Origin of the sequence: Streptomyces sp. 2A115, assembly GCF_052245575.1 — a bacterium.
Taxonomy (GTDB): Bacteria; Actinomycetota; Actinomycetes; order Streptomycetales; family Streptomycetaceae; genus Streptomyces.
In genome coordinates, this window is record NZ_JBQQCG010000088.1 from 34,037 (window position 1) to 49,615 (window position 15,579).

The 15,579-nt window shown below is 69.2% G+C and carries 14 protein-coding genes and 1 pseudogene; 6 read left to right on the plus strand and 9 right to left on the minus strand.

Annotated elements, in window-relative coordinates:
* Window positions 1-186: 186 nt before the first annotated feature.
* Window positions 187-942 carry a hypothetical protein gene (locus ACTWQR_RS45665; protein WP_443233234.1) on the plus strand — a complete coding sequence of 252 codons (756 nt, stop codon included), beginning with the start codon at window positions 187-189 and terminating at the stop codon, window positions 940-942.
* 70 nt (window positions 943-1,012) lie between these two features.
* Here the strand turns inward: ACTWQR_RS45665 and ACTWQR_RS45670 are convergent, their stop codons facing one another.
* Window positions 1,013-2,539 carry an ArnT family glycosyltransferase gene (locus ACTWQR_RS45670; protein ID WP_443233223.1) on the minus strand — a complete coding sequence of 509 codons (1,527 nt, stop codon included), beginning with the start codon at window positions 2,537-2,539 and terminating at the stop codon, window positions 1,013-1,015.
* A 78-nt stretch (window positions 2,540-2,617) separates the two neighbouring features.
* Here ACTWQR_RS45670 and ACTWQR_RS45675 point away from each other — a divergent pair, with 78 nt between their 5' ends.
* Together ACTWQR_RS45675 and ACTWQR_RS45680 are read left to right on the plus strand one after the other, a co-directional pair.
* A complete protein-coding gene (locus ACTWQR_RS45675) occupies window positions 2,618-4,234 on the plus strand; it encodes a peptide-N4-asparagine amidase (RefSeq protein WP_443233224.1) in 1,617 nt (538 codons plus the stop codon).
* Window positions 4,235-4,377: 143 nt separating this feature from the next.
* Window positions 4,378-5,862 (plus strand): cation:dicarboxylate symporter family transporter, encoded by a 1,485-nt coding sequence (locus tag ACTWQR_RS45680; RefSeq protein ID WP_443233225.1) that lies wholly within the window; start codon window positions 4,378-4,380, stop codon window positions 5,860-5,862.
* A 236-nt stretch (window positions 5,863-6,098) separates the two neighbouring features.
* Here the strand turns inward: ACTWQR_RS45680 and ACTWQR_RS45685 are convergent, their stop codons facing one another.
* Window positions 6,099-6,563, minus strand: a complete 465-nt coding sequence (locus ACTWQR_RS45685) for a MarR family winged helix-turn-helix transcriptional regulator (protein ID WP_443233226.1) — start codon at window positions 6,561-6,563, stop codon at window positions 6,099-6,101.
* Between the two features lie 95 nt (window positions 6,564-6,658).
* Between ACTWQR_RS45685 and ACTWQR_RS45690 the strand changes: the two genes are divergently transcribed.
* On the plus strand, window positions 6,659-8,458 hold the full coding sequence (locus tag ACTWQR_RS45690) for an ABC transporter ATP-binding protein (RefSeq protein ID WP_443233227.1): 1,800 nt from the start codon (window positions 6,659-6,661) through the stop codon (window positions 8,456-8,458).
* Between the two features lie 43 nt (window positions 8,459-8,501).
* Entirely contained in the window at window positions 8,502-9,347 is an 846-nt protein-coding gene (mltG, locus tag ACTWQR_RS45695; protein WP_443233228.1) for an endolytic transglycosylase MltG, read from the plus strand.
* 218 nt (window positions 9,348-9,565) lie between these two features.
* On the opposite strand, the gene ACTWQR_RS45700 is transcribed toward mltG, so the two are convergent.
* The 6 genes from ACTWQR_RS45700 to ACTWQR_RS45725 form a co-directional block, all read right to left on the minus strand.
* Window positions 9,566-10,639 carry an NAD(P)-binding domain-containing protein gene (locus ACTWQR_RS45700; protein ID WP_443233235.1) on the minus strand — a complete coding sequence of 358 codons (1,074 nt, stop codon included), beginning with the start codon at window positions 10,637-10,639 and terminating at the stop codon, window positions 9,566-9,568.
* Between the two features lie 98 nt (window positions 10,640-10,737).
* Complete coding sequence (locus ACTWQR_RS45705; protein ID WP_443233229.1) at window positions 10,738-11,895, minus strand: LLM class flavin-dependent oxidoreductase; 1,158 nt, start codon at window positions 11,893-11,895, stop codon at window positions 10,738-10,740.
* Window positions 11,896-11,899: 4 nt separating this feature from the next.
* Complete coding sequence (locus ACTWQR_RS45710) at window positions 11,900-12,928, minus strand: ABC transporter substrate-binding protein (protein ID WP_443233230.1); 1,029 nt, start codon at window positions 12,926-12,928, stop codon at window positions 11,900-11,902.
* A gap of 64 nt (window positions 12,929-12,992) precedes the next feature.
* Window positions 12,993-13,775 carry an ABC transporter ATP-binding protein gene (locus tag ACTWQR_RS45715; protein WP_443233231.1) on the minus strand — a complete coding sequence of 261 codons (783 nt, stop codon included), beginning with the start codon at window positions 13,773-13,775 and terminating at the stop codon, window positions 12,993-12,995.
* Window positions 13,748-14,644, minus strand: coding sequence for an ABC transporter permease (locus tag ACTWQR_RS45720; RefSeq protein WP_443233232.1), 897 nt, complete (start codon window positions 14,642-14,644; stop codon window positions 13,748-13,750). The genes ACTWQR_RS45715 and ACTWQR_RS45720 overlap by 28 nt, the downstream gene beginning before the upstream one ends.
* A gap of 150 nt (window positions 14,645-14,794) precedes the next feature.
* Window positions 14,795-14,878: a putative leader peptide gene (locus tag ACTWQR_RS45725; protein WP_365505671.1), complete on the minus strand. Its 84-nt coding sequence runs from the start codon at window positions 14,876-14,878 to the stop codon at window positions 14,795-14,797.
* 132 nt (window positions 14,879-15,010) lie between these two features.
* On the opposite strand from ACTWQR_RS45725, the gene ACTWQR_RS45730 reads away from it, so the two are divergent.
* Window positions 15,011-15,433 carry a secondary thiamine-phosphate synthase enzyme YjbQ gene (locus ACTWQR_RS45730; RefSeq protein ID WP_443233233.1) on the plus strand — a complete coding sequence of 141 codons (423 nt, stop codon included), beginning with the start codon at window positions 15,011-15,013 and terminating at the stop codon, window positions 15,431-15,433.
* Between the two features lie 30 nt (window positions 15,434-15,463).
* Here the strand turns inward: ACTWQR_RS45730 and ACTWQR_RS45735 are convergent.
* A pseudogene (locus ACTWQR_RS45735) lies at window positions 15,464-15,579 on the minus strand (transposase); the annotation flags it as partial.

A 15,579-nucleotide genomic window follows, 5' to 3' on the forward strand; every position in this document is an offset into this window, starting at 1 on the left:
GTCCCAGGGGGCTCGTAGAACGGGGTGGGGGGAGGCAACAAACCGTGAAAGGCTCGCGTCACAGAGTGCCCGCAGGCAAACGATTTTCCGCCGCGGGGCAAAGTTTCGGCCCGGACCGTCCGGATATGGCCGGGAAGTCATGGGGCCGGGCGCAATCGTCCGGATCGTGGTGCGACGATGGAACGCATGCGAATAGGCGGTGCGATGCGCACGAAGGCCGCGGCTGCGGCCTGCGGTGCCCTTCTGATCTCCCTGGCGGCCTGCGGCGGTTCGGACGGCGGCACCGGGAGCGGGAGCGGTCGCGCGAGCGACGCGCAGCCGAGCGACCGGACCGGTCAGGCGCAGGCACGCACCGTCGACCTCAAGCGCATCCCCGATGTCGGCGACAAGCTGCAAAAGCAGATCCCCGCCAATTCCCGCCAGGTCGTAGCGGTCTACGGGGAGGGCAAGAACTCGGCGGACTCCACGATCGTCCTCTACACCAAGTCCGGCTCCACCTGGGACCAGACCCGCAGCTGGGAGGGGCACAACGGAAAGAAGGGCTGGACCACCGACCATCAGGAGGGCGACAAGCGCAGCCCCGTCGGCGTGTTCACCCTCAGCGACGCGGGCGGCGTCCTCGCGGATCCGGGCGCCAAGCTCCCGTACACGCAGTCCGCGGGCTTCCAGGCCCCGCACTACTGGGCCAAGTCGCACTGGAACGACTTCGACTACGTCATCGCCGTCGACTACAACCGCGTCAAGGGCACTTCGCCGAACGACCCGACCCGACCCCAAGGCCAGGCCAAAGGCGGCAGCATCTGGCTGCACATGGACCATGGCAGCGGTACGTCAGCCTGCGTGAGCCTGTCCAAGTCCGGCATGGAGTACCTGCTGCGTACCCTCGACCCGGACCAGCACCCGGTCGTGGTGATGGGTGACAAGGCGGACCTCAAGGCGTGACGGCGCGCACCGGTCCCACCTCCTGACGACACCTCACCGGCCACAAACGCTCAGCACCGGCCCCGAGCCCTCAGTAATAGTGCCGGAGTGACGGCCACAGCCTGGACCACGGCTCCGTCGTCCCCGAGCACAGCACGACCGCCGCGCCCTGCTCCTCGTTCTCCACCTCGTGTCCGTTGTCGACGCGTGCGACCCGACGGCAGTCGGTGAAGTACCGCTCGATGTCGTGCGCGTCCTCCTGCCGGACAAGGAGGACGGGTCCGTCTGCCGAGTCCGGCGGCGGGCCCCAGTCGGCGTAGCTCATATGGCCGGAGTAGGGCCGGGGCAGCCCACGGGCGGGGCCGTAACGGTCGAGGGCGCCCGCCTCGCCGTAGTTCTGCGTGAAGACCACGGCGCGTGCCCGCTCACGCTCGGGAATCGCGTTCCAGCCCTGCCGCGTCGTGTCGGCCAGCGCGGGCCAACCCACCTGCTCGCCCTGCTCCTTGTTGAGCGCCATCGGAACGGCGAGCGCGCTCGGCGGCAGCACCGGCAGGGTCACCATCGCGTTGATCGGGACGGTGACTGCGACGGCCACCACGGGCCACGTACGGCCATGGCGGCGCGTCCAGGCGATGAGCGGCTCGCAACCCGCCACCAGCAGCACGATCAGCAGCGGAACCGCGTAGTACCCCTTGCCGCCCAGCCCGAGGACCAGCACGCACAGGACGGGGTACGCCACTGCCGTCGCCCGGGCCCACCGCAGCGCCGGATCCCGCCACAGCCGCAGCCAGCCCGCCACCCACACGGGTACGAACAGGGGTGAGAGATAGATGAGTTGCTGGGGCACGAACAGAATCCGGTTCTCGGTCCCGTCGTCCGTGCTGATGCCGTCCGCGACGGTCAGTTGCGGCCAGTCGTGGTCGGCCTGCCACCACAGGTTGGGCGCCGCCACCGCGAGGCCGACGGCTGCGCCGGCGAGCAGCCACGGACTGCGCAGCACCCGTCGCGGCCCTACGGTCAGCACAGCCGCGAGCAGCGTGACCACCAGCAGCGCCACGAGGTACTTGTTCAGGAGACCGCCCCCGACGCACAGGCCGATCGGCAGCCACCACCGCCCGTCGCCCGTGCGCAGCAGCCGCAGCAGCAGCCAGCAGATCACCAGCCACGCCGCCAGATCGAAGGTGGCGGTCGACATCATGTGCCCGACAGCCAACGGCTGCCCGCCCACGCCCGCGAGTCCCGCGGCGAGCACCTGAGTCCTCCGGTCACCGCCCAACTCCCGTGCTACAAGGGCGACCACGAAGATGAGGGCCACGAAGGCAAGCGTTGCCGGGACGCGCAGCGCGACCGTCGAGTCCCCGAACAGCGCCGTGGACGCCCTCGCCAGGAGCGGCGTCAGCGGCGGCTGGTCGACATAGCCCCACGCCAGGTGATCGCCCGCGGCGAGGAAGTACAACTCGTCGCGGTGATACCCGTACCGGCCGGACAGAGCGGTCAGTACGACGGCGAAGACCGCCGCCAGGCACGCCACCGGAGCGAGGGCGAAGCGAGGTAACTCCTGCGGTGCGTCGTCCCGTTCCCGATCCATCGCGCCCCCGTCGCCAACCGGTACCGTCACGGTACTGACGGTGCCCTGGTTCCGCCATGCTCCGGGGGCTCATTGCGTGCCGGGCCAACTCCCCGTAGAACACCGCTCATGAGAAGACGGATCATCATGTCCATGCTCGCCGGGGTGACCCTCATGGCGAGCACCCTCCTCGGCGCGGGCCCGGCCCCAGCCGCCCAACTCGTCAACCCACCCGCCGAGTTCGGCACCGACTGGCACGACCCACTGACCGCCGCCCCGCCGGTCACCAAGCCCGCCGGCAAGTCGTGCGAAGTGACGGTCGCCGAGGCCCAGTTCCGCGACTTCACGCCTTACGAGGGGACGTACGCGCCGCCGAGCGGCTGTGGCGACCGCTGGAGCAAGGTGGTGCTGCGTCTCGACGGCAAGGTCAAGGGGCGGCAGTTCGACCGGCTCGGCTATGTGCACATCGGCGGGGTCGAGGTCTTCCGCACGTCCACGCCGCAGCCCTCGCCCGACGGCATCGAGTGGTCGGTGGAGAAGGACGTCACGCGCTACAGCGACACATTGCGAGAAGGCCACGACGTCGAGATGCTCATCGGCAACGTCGTCGACGACACGTACACGGGGATCATCGACGTCGAGGTGACGCTGACGTTCTACGCCGCCGAGAACCAGGTCGCCCACAATCCTGCCGCGACTCCCGACAGCGTCCTCACCCTCCAGGACGGCACCCTCACCACGCCGCGCAACAGTGAACGCGTCGTCGCCGAGGTATACGCCACAGGATCCGGAGGCGGCTGCGAGGAGTACTGGTATCTGACGGTGCCCGACGCCGCACCGTACTCCTGCAAGGCCGATGACGGCCCCTACCGCGAGGTGCAGGTCAAGGTCGACGGCCAACTCGCGGGCATCGCCGCGCCGTTCCCGACCGTGTGGACCGGAGGCTGGTCCAACCCCTTCCTCTGGTATGTGATTCCGGGGCCGCGCGCTTTCGACATCAAGCCGGTGGAGTACGACCTGACGCCGTTCGCGGGACTGCTCAACGACGGCCGCCCGCACCGCATCGACGTCTCCGTAGTGGGCGTTCCCGAGGGGCAGAGCGGCTGGAGCGCCCCGGTGAACGTCCTCGTCTGGCAGGACGCGAAGAGCAAGCAGGTCACCGGAAAGCTCACCGCTCACAAGGTGGGCGACCTCGCCAACTCCTCGACGCACACACCCGGTCCGGAACATCGGCTGGACACGGAGGCCGGACACCGGCTGACCGTGTCCGGGTACGTCGACACCTCCCACGGCCGCGTGACGACCACCGTGAGCCGCGCGCTGGCCAACACCTCCGTGCACCGCTGGACCGACGGCGAGAACACGGACGCGCTCAAGGCGACATGGACCGACGGTGAGACGGTCACCGTGGACGGGCGCGGGCCGGCCAAGTCGACCCGTACGCACCGGACATACACCATGGACGGCACCACGACGCTCGGCGCGGGCGACCGGCTGCGGACGGTCCTGTCGCTGGGGGACCGGGCCGCCGTCGTGGAGACGCGGGGCGGCCGGCGCGTCGCATGGTCCCGCCTCGACGACACCTACGCGGGCGACGCGACGTATACGGCGAACGTGCCGCGCGATCAGCGGCACGCGGTCGGCACGACGAGCGAGCGCTACCGGCTGTACGGATCTGGCGGGTGCTTCGACCGAAGCCTTGTGACCGTGCAGGGGGCGCTCATCGAAGACCGCGACGGGTGTTGAGCCGTCATGTGTGGGACATGACACATCGGTCGATGATTTACATGCATGTGACATAGAGGTCTCCGGCGGTAGCAAACTCCCCCGATAGTGATCACCGCGGAATCCACTTTCCGCATCCCAGAAGTCCCCTCGGAGGAGTGTCCGTGCCGCCGTCTGTACCGTCCCCGCGACGCGTCGCACGCATATTGCGTACCTCACTGTTCGCGCAGGTCGCCTGCGCGCTCGTGCTCGGAATCGTCGTCGGGAGGTTGTGGCCGGACACGGCCACAACCTTCCAGCCGCTCGGCGACGGCTTCGTGCGCCTCATCAAGACCGTCATCTCGCCGCTCGTGTTTTGTGTGGTCGTCGTCGGCATCGCCAAGGCCGGCAACCTCAAGGCCTTCGGGCGGATCGGGCTCAAGGCCCTGATCTGGTTCGAGGTCGCGTCCACGGCCGCGCTGCTCCTCGGCCTGATCGCCGCCAACGTTGTCAGCCCGGGATCGGGCATGAACGTCGACCCGTCGAAGCTCGACGCCTCGGCCGTCGACGGCAAGACCGGTGGCGGTTCGCTGCCGTCGACCAGTGAGTTCGTCCTGGAGGCGCTGCCGCAGAGCGCGGTCGGCGCGTTCGCCGAGAACTCGCTGCTCCAAGTGCTGGTCCTGGCCTGCCTGGTGGGCGCCGCGCTGCTGCACCTCGGCCACACCAAGGTGCCCGCGATCCTGCCGGCCATCGAGCAGGCCCAGGAGATCATCTTCGCGATCGTCGCCTTCGTGATGAAGCTGGCGCCGCTCGCCGTGTTCGGCGCCATGGTTCACCTGGTGGGGGAGTACGGGCTCGGTGTGATCGAGACGTACGGCCAGCTCATCATCCTCTGCTACGCGGTCGCCGCGCTCTTCCTGGTGCTGCTCTCCGTCGCGCTGAAGCTGGTCACCGGGCTGAGCCTGTGGAAGTTCGTGCGCTATACCCGCGAGGAGCTGCTGCTCGCGCTCGGCACCGCGTCCAGCGAGACCGTAATGCCCCGCATGATGCAGAAGCTGCGCCAGGCGGGTGCCCGCGACGACGCCGTGGGCCTCGTGCTGCCGACCGGGTACTCCTTCAACCTCGACGGTGCGTCCATCTACCTCTCCATCGGCACGCTGTTCATCGCGCAGGCCGTGGGCGTGGAGCTCAGCCTGGGGCAGCAGATCACCGTGATCCTCGTGCTCATGCTGACCAGCAAGGGCATGGCGGGCGTACCGGGTTCGGCGTTCCTCGCCCTGTCGGCGACCGCCTCCGCGCTCGGTGTCATCCCCGCCGGTGCCGTGGCCCTGTTGCTGGGCGTGGACCGCATCATGGACTCGATGCGCGTCGTCACCAACCTGCTCGGCAACTGTGTCGCCGTCTTCGCGGTGTCCCGCTGGGAGGGTGCGCTGGACATCGAACGGGCGAAGAAGATGCTCAACGGCGAGATCGCGTTCGTGGAAGAGGACACCGAGAGCGTGCCGAAGGCGGAGGTGCCCGTGCGGGCCGATGGTGGGGGCAAGTCCGAGGAGCCCACTGCCGAGGCCAGGGTTCCGGCGGTCGAGGAGGCCGAGGATCCCGCTTCCGACCCGACCGTCTCCGAGGGCAAGGCCGCGCTCGCCAAGGCACCTGCAGGCGAAGCCAGTTGAGAAAAGGGGCCCGGCGCACCGCTTGGCGCCGGGCCCCCGCGCCGTCACCTCGTCATTACCGCCCTGCCATCCGTCGTGCTTGCCCCCGGTGACGGTTCGGCGCGCTGTCACCCTCCTCGGGGGCGGATCGGGAGGCAAGGGGCAGAAGTGGCCAGGGAGTTGGACTTCGTGTGCTTGGTCTTCGGGCCTCTGCGCACTCGTGTGAGCAGGCGGAGCGGAGCCCGCGGGGGCTTCCGTCAGCAGTCGCGCTTCGGCTCCTGGGCCGCGCCCATCCCGTCGACCAGCGTGTCCAGCAGCCCGCCTAGGACCTTGCGCTGCTCGTCCGTGAGGGGAGCCAGGATGTCCTCCGCCGCGGCCCGGCGTGCGCCGCGCAGCTCCCGCAGCGCCCGGCGGCCGTCGTCCGTCAGCTCTATGCGGATCACCCGACGGTTGGTGGGGTCGGGCACGCGGCGCACCTTGCCGCTCGCCTCCAGACCGTCGACCAGCGTCGTCACGGCCCGGGGCACCACCTCCAGCCGCGCGGCCAGATCGGCCATGCGTGGCGGTGAGCCGTAGTGCACGAGGGTGCGCAGCAGCCGGGACTGGGCAGGCGTGATGCCGAGCCCGCGCTGCTCCAGGTGACGCTTCTGAATGCGGTGCACACGACGGGTCAACCGCAGCAGCTGCTCGGCGAGCAGGCCATCGGCGTCGGGGGTGTTCATGGCGGGAACAATAGCAGGACCTTGTTCATTGTGAGTATAGGTAACAATGAGCTATGCTCCCTCAGATATTGTCCTCTCACATCCCGTAGGAGCCCATGCCCCGCGACGAAATCACCTGGACACCGCCACCCGTCGAGGCCGGACAGCCGCGACAGGTGCGCCGCATCCTCAAGCTCTTCCGCCCCTACCGCGGCCGGCTCGCCGTCGTCGGCCTGCTCGTCGGCGCCGCATCCCTGGTGTCGGTCGCGACGCCCTTCCTGCTGAAGGAGATCCTCGACACCGCGATCCCGCAGGGTCGCACCGGCCTGCTGGGCCTGCTCGCGCTCGGAATGATCCTCAGCGCCGTACTCACCGGCGTCTTCGGCGTCCTGCAGACCCTCATCTCCACGACGGTCGGCCAGCGCGTCATGCACGACCTGCGCACCTCCGTCTACGGCCGGCTGCAGCGCATGTCGCTCGCCTTCTTCACCAGAACGCGCACGGGCGAGGTCCAGTCGCGCATCGCGAACGACATCGGCGGCATGCAGGCGACGGTCACCTCGACCGCCACCTCGCTGGTGTCCAACCTCACCAGCGTCATCGCCACGATCGTCGCGATGATCGCCCTGGACTGGCGGCTGACCGTTGTCTCGCTGCTCCTGCTGCCGGTGTTCGTGTGGATCAGCCGCCGCGTCGGCAACGAACGCAAGAGAATCACCACCCAGCGCCAGAAACAGATGGCTGCCATGGCCGCCACCGTCACCGAGTCGCTCTCCGTCGGCGGCATCCTGCTCGGTCGCACCATGGGCCGCTCCGACTCGCTGACCCGCTCCTTCTCGGACGAGTCCGAGGGGCTCGTCGACCTCGAGGTGCGGTCGAACATGGCGGGCCGCTGGCGGATGGCAGTCATCGGAATCGTCATGGGCGCCATGCCGGCCGTCATCTACTGGGCCGCGGGCATGGCCCTCCAGTTCGGCGGACCCGCCATCTCCATCGGCACGCTCGTCGCCTTCGTCTCGCTCCAGCAGGGCCTGTTCCGGCCGGCCGTCAGTCTGCTGTCCACCGGCGTCCAGATCCAGGCCTCGCTCGCGCTCTTCCAGCGCATCTTCGAGTACCTCGACCTGCCCATCGACATCACCGAGCCCGAGCGCCCGGTCCACCTCGACCAGATCAAGGGCGAAGTCCGCTTCGAGGACGTCGAGTTCCGCTACGACGACAAGAGCGGACCGATACTCGACGGCATCGACATCACCGTCCCCGCAGGCGGCAGCCTCGCCGTCGTCGGCCCGACCGGCGCGGGCAAGTCCACGCTCAGCTATCTGGTGCCGCGTCTGTACGACGTCACGGGCGGCCGCGTCACGCTCGACGGGGTGGACGTACGCGACCTGGACTTCGACACCCTCGCGCGTGCGGTCGGCGTCGTCTCCCAGGAGACGTACCTCTTCCATGCTTCCGTCGCCGACAACCTGCGCTTCGCCAAGCCGGACGCCACGGACGAGGAGCTGTACGCCGCCGCGAAGGCCGCCCAGATCCACGACCACATCGTGTCTCTCCCCGACGGCTACGACACGATGGTCGGCGAGCGCGGACACCGGTTCTCCGGCGGTGAGAAGCAGCGCCTGGCCATCGCCCGCACCGTCCTGCGGGACCCGCCGGTCCTGATCCTCGACGAGGCGACCAGTGCGTTGGACACCCGTACCGAGCGGGCCGTGCAGGAGGCCATCGACGCCCTGTCGGCCAACCGGACCACGCTCACCATCGCGCACCGCCTGTCCACCATTCGGGGCGCCGACCAGATCGTGGTCCTCGACTCCGGCCGTACGGCCGAACGCGGCACGCACGAGGAGCTGTTGGAGCGAGAGGGCCGCTATGCGTCCCTCGTTCGGAGGGACGCCCAACTGGAGCCAACAACATGAAGATATGTCTGATTTTTGATGATATGTGGGTTACCGTGCCCGCATGCAGACCTACATTCCGCCCACTCCGCCACGGAGAACGATTCGACTGACGCGACGGGGCCGGACCGCCCTCATCGCGACCGGAGCCGTCGTGGCGGCCGCCGCCGTGGCGGTACCCCTGCTGGGCACGGACGAGAAGGCGGGCCCCGTGTCCCTGGTGATCCCGGAAGGCTGGCGCTCCGGCCAGGTGTACGAGGCCGTCGACAAGGTTCTCGCCCTGCCCGGGGGCACCACGAAGAAGTCCCTGGACAAGGCCAACCTCAAGCTTCCGAACGACGCGAGCGGCAACCCCGAGGGCTACCTCTTCCCGGCCACGTATCCGATCGACAAGCAGTCGACCCCGGCGGCCCTGCTGTCGTACATGGTCAATACGGCGAACAAGAAGTTCAGCGGCGGGGCGGTCACGGCCGGGGCCGAGCGGAACGCGATGAACGTCTATCAGACCGTCACGGTCGCGAGCATCGTCCAGGCCGAGGCGGCCACCAAGGCGGACATGGGCAAGGTGGCCCGTGTGATCTACAACCGGCTCGACCGGGGCATGCCGTTGCAGATGGACTCCACGATCAACTACGCGCTGAACCGCAGCACGTTGCGCACCAACCAGAACGACACGCGGCTCAACAGCCCGTACAACACGTACACGCGGATGGGCCTGCCGCCCACGCCGATCGCCAACCCTGGCGAGGCGGCCATGCGTGCCGCGGTCAGCCCGACGCAGGGCGACTGGCTGTACTTCGTCACCGTCAAGCCGGGTGACACCCGCTTCACGGCCGACTACGAGGAGCACCGGAGGAACGTCGCGGAGTTCAACCGAAACGGCCACAGCGCGTCCACGTCGTCCCGCTGAGCCGCGCGCCGGTCACTGCACGGCACACCTCCGCTCGCGGAGCTTTTCAGCACGCGGCCACGAACCGTGCCCCTTCAGGGGCGCGAGGAACTGCGCGCGCAAGCCCCGCAAACCCGCCCATGCTCACCGACCTCACCGCCCGCAGAGGCGCGGGGAACTGCGCGAGAAGCCCACCGCAACCCCACCGGACGCCACCAACAGACACGCTCCGAGAGGCGTCACGCTGCGACCGGCGCAGCCAGGAGCCGCCTGATGTCCCGTACAGCGGAGCGCCCCGCACGGTTCGCTCCGATCGTGCTGGCCGACGGCCCGTACCCGACCAGATGGATCCGTGGGTCGGCGACCGCACGGGTTCCCTCGATCCGGATGCCGCCGCCGGGCTCACGCAACCGCAGCGGTGCCAGATGGTCGATCGCCGCGCGGAAACCAGTAGCCCACAGGATGATGTCGGCGTCCACGCGGCGCCCGTCGTCCCACTCCACGCCGTCCGGAGTGATCCGGTCGAACATCGGCAGCCGGTCCAGGACACCGTCCTCGATGCCCTGCCGGATCGCGTCGTTGAGCGGCAGCCCGGTCACCGACACGACACTCTTCGGCGGCAGTCCCTGACGGACGCGCTCCTCCACGAGCGCGACCGCCTCCCGGCCGACGTCCTCGGTGAACGGCCCCTCGCGGAAGACCGGTGGCCGCCGCGTCACCCAGGTGGTCCCGGCGGCGTAGGGGGCGATCTCCAGCAGATGCTGCGTACCGGACGCGCCGCCGCCCACCACGACGACCCGCTGCCCGGCGAACTCCTCAGGTCCGGGGTACTGGGCGGTGTGCAACTGCCGCCCCCGGAAGGTCTCCTGACCGGGATAGCGCGGCCAGAACGGCCGGTCCCAGGTGCCCGTCGCATTGATCAGCGCCCGCGCCGACCACGTACCGTCGGAGGTGTCGACGAGCAGCCGGCCCGCCTCGCCCTCGCGCACGGCCTTCACGTCGACCGGCCGCCGCACCCGCAGATCGAAGGTGCGCTCGTACGTGTCGAAGTACTCCGCGATGACCTCGGAGGACGGCCGCGCCGGATCCGCGTCCGTCAGCTCCATGCCCGGCAGCGCGTGCATGCCGTGCACCTTGCCGTATGTGAGGGACGGCCACCGGAACTGCCAGGCGCCGCCCGCCCGCGGCGCGTGGTCCAGGACCACGAAGTCCCGCTCCGGCTCGAAACCGGTGCGCCGCAGGTGATAGGCGCCGGCCAGTCCGGCCTGGCCGGCGCCTATGACGACGACATCGACTTCGCGTGCTGCCTGCACCCCGGTGTTGTTCACGCTTCTACTAACTTCACCGGCGGGCCGGATCTTCCCGGGACACCTGGATTTCAGGGACACACGGACTTCCCGGGGCCACGGTGCTAACGGCCGCTCGCGACCAGGATCGGCGCCCCGTTCGCGGGAACGCGCGGTAGCAGTCCACGTACGGCCAGCTCGGGAATCACGCCCTCCCCGAACCAGTACGCCTCCTCCAGATGCGGATACCCGGAGAGCACGAAGTGGTCGATGCCCAGCGCGTGGTACTCCTCGATCCGGTCGGCGACCTCGGCATGGCTGCCGACCAGAGCCGTGCCGGCCCCGCCGCGCACGAGACCCACGCCCGCCCACAGGTTCGGCGAGATCTCCAGCCGGTTCCGGTCGCGGGAACCGCCGTGCAGCGCGAGCATGCGCTGCTGGCCGACCGACTCGCTGCGGCCGAGCGCGGCCTGCGCGGCCGCGATGGACTCCGGATCGAGGTCGTCGAGCATGCGCCGCGCCGTCGCCCACGCCTCGGCCGACGCGTCCCGCGAGATGGTGTGCAGGCGGATGCCGAAGCGGACCGTACGCCCCTCGCGCTCGGCGAGGGAGCGAATCCAGTCGATCTTCTCCTTGACCTGCGCCGGTGGTTCGCCCCAGGTCAGATACACATCCGCGTGCCGGGCCGCGACCGGCCCCGCGGCCGCCGAGGAACCACCGAAGAAGATCTCCGGCAGCGGATCCGGCGGCAGCGCGGTCAGCCCGCCCTCGACCTGGTAGTGCGCGCCGTCGAAGTCGTACGGCTGCCCGCTCCACACTCCTCGTACGACGGACAGGAACTCGTCCGTGCGCGCGTACCGCTGGTCGTGGCCGAGTTGGTCGCCGAAGCGCCGCTGCTCGGTGGAGTCGCCGCCGGTGACGACGTTCAGGAGCAGCCGGCCGCGCGTGATGCGCTGGTACGTGGCCGCCATCTGCGCGGCGAGCGTCGGCGAGATGACGCCGGGCCGGAACGCGACCAGGAACTTCAGCCGCTCGGTGTGCTGGGCCAGCGCCACCGTCGTCAGCCAGGCGTCCTCGCACCAGGTGCCGGTCGGGGTGAGAACCGCCTCGAAGCCCAACTGCTCGGCCGCCTTGGCGATTTGGGCCAGGTACTCGATGTCGGGCGCGCGCACTCCGCTGACCGGCCGGGCGCGGTCGACGGGGTTGGCGGCGTAGGCGTGCCGGTCCACGAGGGTGCGGCCGTCGCCGCCCGTCGGCAGGAACCAGTGGAGATGTACGGTCATCGGTTCACGACTCCTTCGAGGCGCGGGGAGTGGTGGTGGACGGCGGCAGGTCGCTGTTGAAGCGGGTGTCCACGAAGTCGGCGAAGTCGACCTTGCGGGGGATGAGCTTCAGGCCGGTGAAGGTGTCCGCGATCTCCTGCTCGGAGGCGATGAGCGGCCTGTCGAGAGCCACCGCGATCCGGGTCGCGTTGGACCGCTTCACCGAGGCGAGCGCCACCTCATAGGGCAGCCCCGTGTCCTTCGCCCAGACCTTGGCCCATTCCTCCGGGTGCTCGTAGACCCAGTCCTGTGCGCGCTGCAACCGTTCCAGGTAGTCGCCGATCGCCGCGACCTTCTTCTTGTCCTTGAGCGCTCCGGGCGCGGCCACCTGGAAGTTGAGGCCATTGACCACGCCTTCGCCGTCCGCCAGGATCCGGCCCTGCTTGGCCTGCAGTACCTGAGAGGTGTACGGGTCCCAGACCGCCCAGGCGTCGATCTTGCCGGCGGTGAACGCGGCCAGCGCGTCGGCGGGCTGGAGGTACTTCACGTCGACATCGCTCAGCTTCAGCCCGGCCTCCTGGAGTGAGGCGATCAGCTGGTAGTGCGCGGACGAACCCTGCGCCACCGCGACCGACTTGCCCTTGAGTTCCGAGGTCTTCGTCAGCTTCGAGTCAGTGGGTATCAGAAGGGCCTCGCCCTTTGACCGGCCGCGCCAGGCACCCACCACCGTGATCTTGGAGCCCGCGCCCGCCGCGAAGATGGGCGGGGTGTTGCCGACGCCGCCGATGTCGACGGCCTTCGCGTTGACAGCCTCCAGGAGCGGTGGACCGGACGTGAAGGTCGACCACTTGATCTTGTAGTCCAGGTTCGTCAGCTCCCCGGCGGCCCGCAGCACGGCTTCCGAACCGCCTTTCTGGTCACCGACGTTGAGCGTGAGGGAGCCCTGGCCGTCGGTTCCGCCACCTGTCGAGGTATCGGCCGCCGAGTTCCCGCCGCAGGCGGCGACGAGCAGAGCAAGGGGGATCAGCAGGGTGGGGGTGAGGCGTCGGGGCATGACGATTCCGTTCGGTTGCTTCAGGTGAGGGTTGAGAGTCGACTGGGCGGTGCAGGAGGAGGGTTCAGGCTGCTTCGGCGGCCGTCTCCACGCCCAGCCGTTCCAGCAGACCGGCGCGCAGCTCGGCGAACCGCGGGTCGGTGATGTCGCGCGGACGGTCCAGATCGACCGTGGTCTCGTACGCGATGACGCCGCCGTCCATCACGAGGACGCGGTCGGCGAGCAGTACCGCCTCCTCCACGTCGTGCGTGACCAGGAGCACGGCGCAGCCGCGGCGCCGCCACAGCTCGCCGACGAGCCGCTGCGCCTTGATCCGGGTCAGTGCGTCAAGCGCGCCGAACGGCTCGTCGAGCAGCAGCAGATCGGGTTCGCGCACCAACGCGCGGGCCAGCGAGGCGCGTTGGGCCTCGCCGCCGGACAGCGTCTTGGGCCAGGCGTCGCAGCGCTGGGTGAGACCGACCTCCGTCAACGCCTGTGCGGCGACGGCGCGTTCGGGTTTCCCGGGCAGTCCGAGCAGGACGTTGCGCCACACCCTCTTCCACGGCATCAGCCGGGGTGCCTGGAAGGCGACGGCCTTGCGGCGCGGGACGAGGACGGTGCCCTCGATGTCGCGGTCGAGCCCGGCGAGGATGCGCAGCAGAGTGGACTTGCCGCAGCCGCTGCGGCCGAGGAGAGCCACGAACTCGCCCGGCTCCACGTCGAGTTGGAGGTTGTCGATTACGGCGCGGCCGTCGAAGGCGCGAGTCAGGCCTGCCACCCGTACGGCCGAGGCGGGGGCGGTCGCGGACTTCTGGTCATGCGGGGGAGTGGTCACCTGACTCACCGGCCCGTGAACGTCGGTCGCCATTGCAGCAGCAGCCTTTCGAGGGAGCGGACGATGTAGTCGGCGAGCAGGCCGAGGAAGGCGTAGACGATCAGGCAGACCACGATCACGTCGGTACGCAGGAAATCGCGCGCCTGGACCATCAGGAAACCGATGCCGGCGTCCGCGTTGATCTGCTCGGCGAAGACCAGCGCCAGCCAGGCGATGCCCAGCGAGTAGCGCAGGCCGGTCATCGCACCGGGGAGGGCGCCGGGCAGGACGACATGCCGTACGAGCCCCCAGCGCGACAGGCCCAGAGACTCCCCGGCCTCGATCAGCTGGGAGTCGACGCCGCGGATGCCCGCGTACACGTTGAGGTAGAGCGGGAAGGACACGCCAAGCGTGATGATCGCGACCTTCGGGGCCTCGCCGATGCCGAACCAGATGATGAACAGCGGGATCAGACCGACGAACGGCACGGTCCGCAGCATCTGGACGCTCGCGTCGACGAGGTCCTCGCCGATCCGGAACAGGCCGGAGACCAGGGCGAGTCCGGTGCCCACGACGGTGCCGAGCAGGAGTCCCACGGCGACGCGCTGAAGCGAGACGCCCATCGCGTTCGGCAGGGACCCGTCGGAGATCAGATCGCCGGCGACCCGCGCGATCGTGCCGGGCGAGGCCAGAACGTCGGAGGTCAACACACCCGTACCGCTTAGGACTTGCCACAGGGCGAGCAGCAGGAGGGGACCGGAGGTGCGGCGCAGCCAGCGGGGAACGCGGGTGCGGCGGGTCGAGGTGGGGACGATGGGTTCGAGGTCGGGCTGGGCGTGGTCGGGGTGACCGACGTGCCTGGACGTCGACATTCCCGAAATATCGGATTCATGAGAGTCCGGCGGGGCATGGCTGATGCTCATGAGGGCTCCACGGCTGGAGAGCAAGGGGAGGGGTACGCGTCAGCGCCCGGACATCCGATTCCGGTCCCGATTCCGGTCCCGGTTCAGATCAGACGTACGGGCATGCTGAGGCGCAGAAGAGAGAAGCGCGAGAAAAGCGAGTGGGAGGCGTCAGTGGCCGCGGCGACACGCGGCGGAGGCCACCCGCAGCAGGTCGATGTGACCGCGCGTGGTGAGCAGAGCTGAACGCAACATGCGGCTGAAAGTAGCCAGTTCGGCCGCGTACGGTCAATGGTGTCTCGCGGAATGGACCTCGCGTATCACGGGGCGGTGGGTCGACCGTGTGCGCAATCGCGCGGATGCGCGAGGGTGCGCGAGGATTGATTCATGTCCGATGTCTTCACCACCCGCGTCCTGAACGTCGCCTCCGGATCCAGCGAAACGGTCGTCGACCTCACCCGTGAATGCGAGGCCTTCCTCCGGGAGGTGGCGGGCGACCGCGACGGCCTGCTCAATGTTTTTGTGCCCCACGCGACAGCCGGTGTGGCCCTGATCGAGACGGGTGCCGGCAGCGACGACGACCTGCTCGCCGCCCTCCAGTCCCTGCTCCCCGCGGACGACCGCTGGCAGCACCGCCATGGAAGCCCCGGCCACGGTCGTGACCATGTCCTCCCGGCGATCGTCCCTCCGCATGCCACGTTGCCGGTGCTGGGGGGTCGCCTGGAGCTGGGGACATGGCAGTCGGTGTGTCTGGTCGACACTAATCGCGACAATCCGGACAGAAGGGTTCGGCTGTCGTTCCTTGGGTGAGGCCCGAGGTGTGACGACTCTAGTGCCGCATCAAGCAACGTTCGCCCTGTTCACGACCTCGCGGAGGCGTTCGTCGGCGGCGTGCTTGTTCCGCCAGATGATGTAGCGGCGGATCATGCTGCCTTGCTCCTTGTGGCTGGCGTGGT

What these genes read in the sequence shown, in the direction of transcription:
- ACTWQR_RS45675 (WP_443233224.1), top strand. Translation starts at nt 2,618, where the DNA reads ATGAGAAGACGGATCATCATGTCCATGCTCGCCGGGGTGACCCTCATG.
- ACTWQR_RS45710 (WP_443233230.1), bottom strand. Translation starts at nt 12,928, where the DNA reads ATGCCCCGACGCCTCACCCCCACCCTGCTGATCCCCCTTGCTCTGCTC.
- ACTWQR_RS45715 (WP_443233231.1), bottom strand. Translation starts at nt 13,775, where the DNA reads ATGGCGACCGACGTTCACGGGCCGGTGAGTCAGGTGACCACTCCCCCG.
- ACTWQR_RS45685 (WP_443233226.1), bottom strand. Translation starts at nt 6,563, where the DNA reads ATGAACACCCCCGACGCCGATGGCCTGCTCGCCGAGCAGCTGCTGCGG.
- ACTWQR_RS45705 (WP_443233229.1), bottom strand. Translation starts at nt 11,895, where the DNA reads ATGACCGTACATCTCCACTGGTTCCTGCCGACGGGCGGCGACGGCCGC.
- ACTWQR_RS45730 (WP_443233233.1), top strand. Translation starts at nt 15,011, where the DNA reads ATGTCCGATGTCTTCACCACCCGCGTCCTGAACGTCGCCTCCGGATCC.
- ACTWQR_RS45665 (WP_443233234.1), top strand. Translation starts at nt 187, where the DNA reads ATGCGAATAGGCGGTGCGATGCGCACGAAGGCCGCGGCTGCGGCCTGC.
- mltG (WP_443233228.1), top strand. Translation starts at nt 8,502, where the DNA reads ATGCAGACCTACATTCCGCCCACTCCGCCACGGAGAACGATTCGACTG.
- ACTWQR_RS45690 (WP_443233227.1), top strand. Translation starts at nt 6,659, where the DNA reads ATGCCCCGCGACGAAATCACCTGGACACCGCCACCCGTCGAGGCCGGA.
- ACTWQR_RS45720 (WP_443233232.1), bottom strand. Translation starts at nt 14,644, where the DNA reads ATGAGCATCAGCCATGCCCCGCCGGACTCTCATGAATCCGATATTTCG.
- ACTWQR_RS45725 (WP_365505671.1), bottom strand. Translation starts at nt 14,878, where the DNA reads ATGTTGCGTTCAGCTCTGCTCACCACGCGCGGTCACATCGACCTGCTG.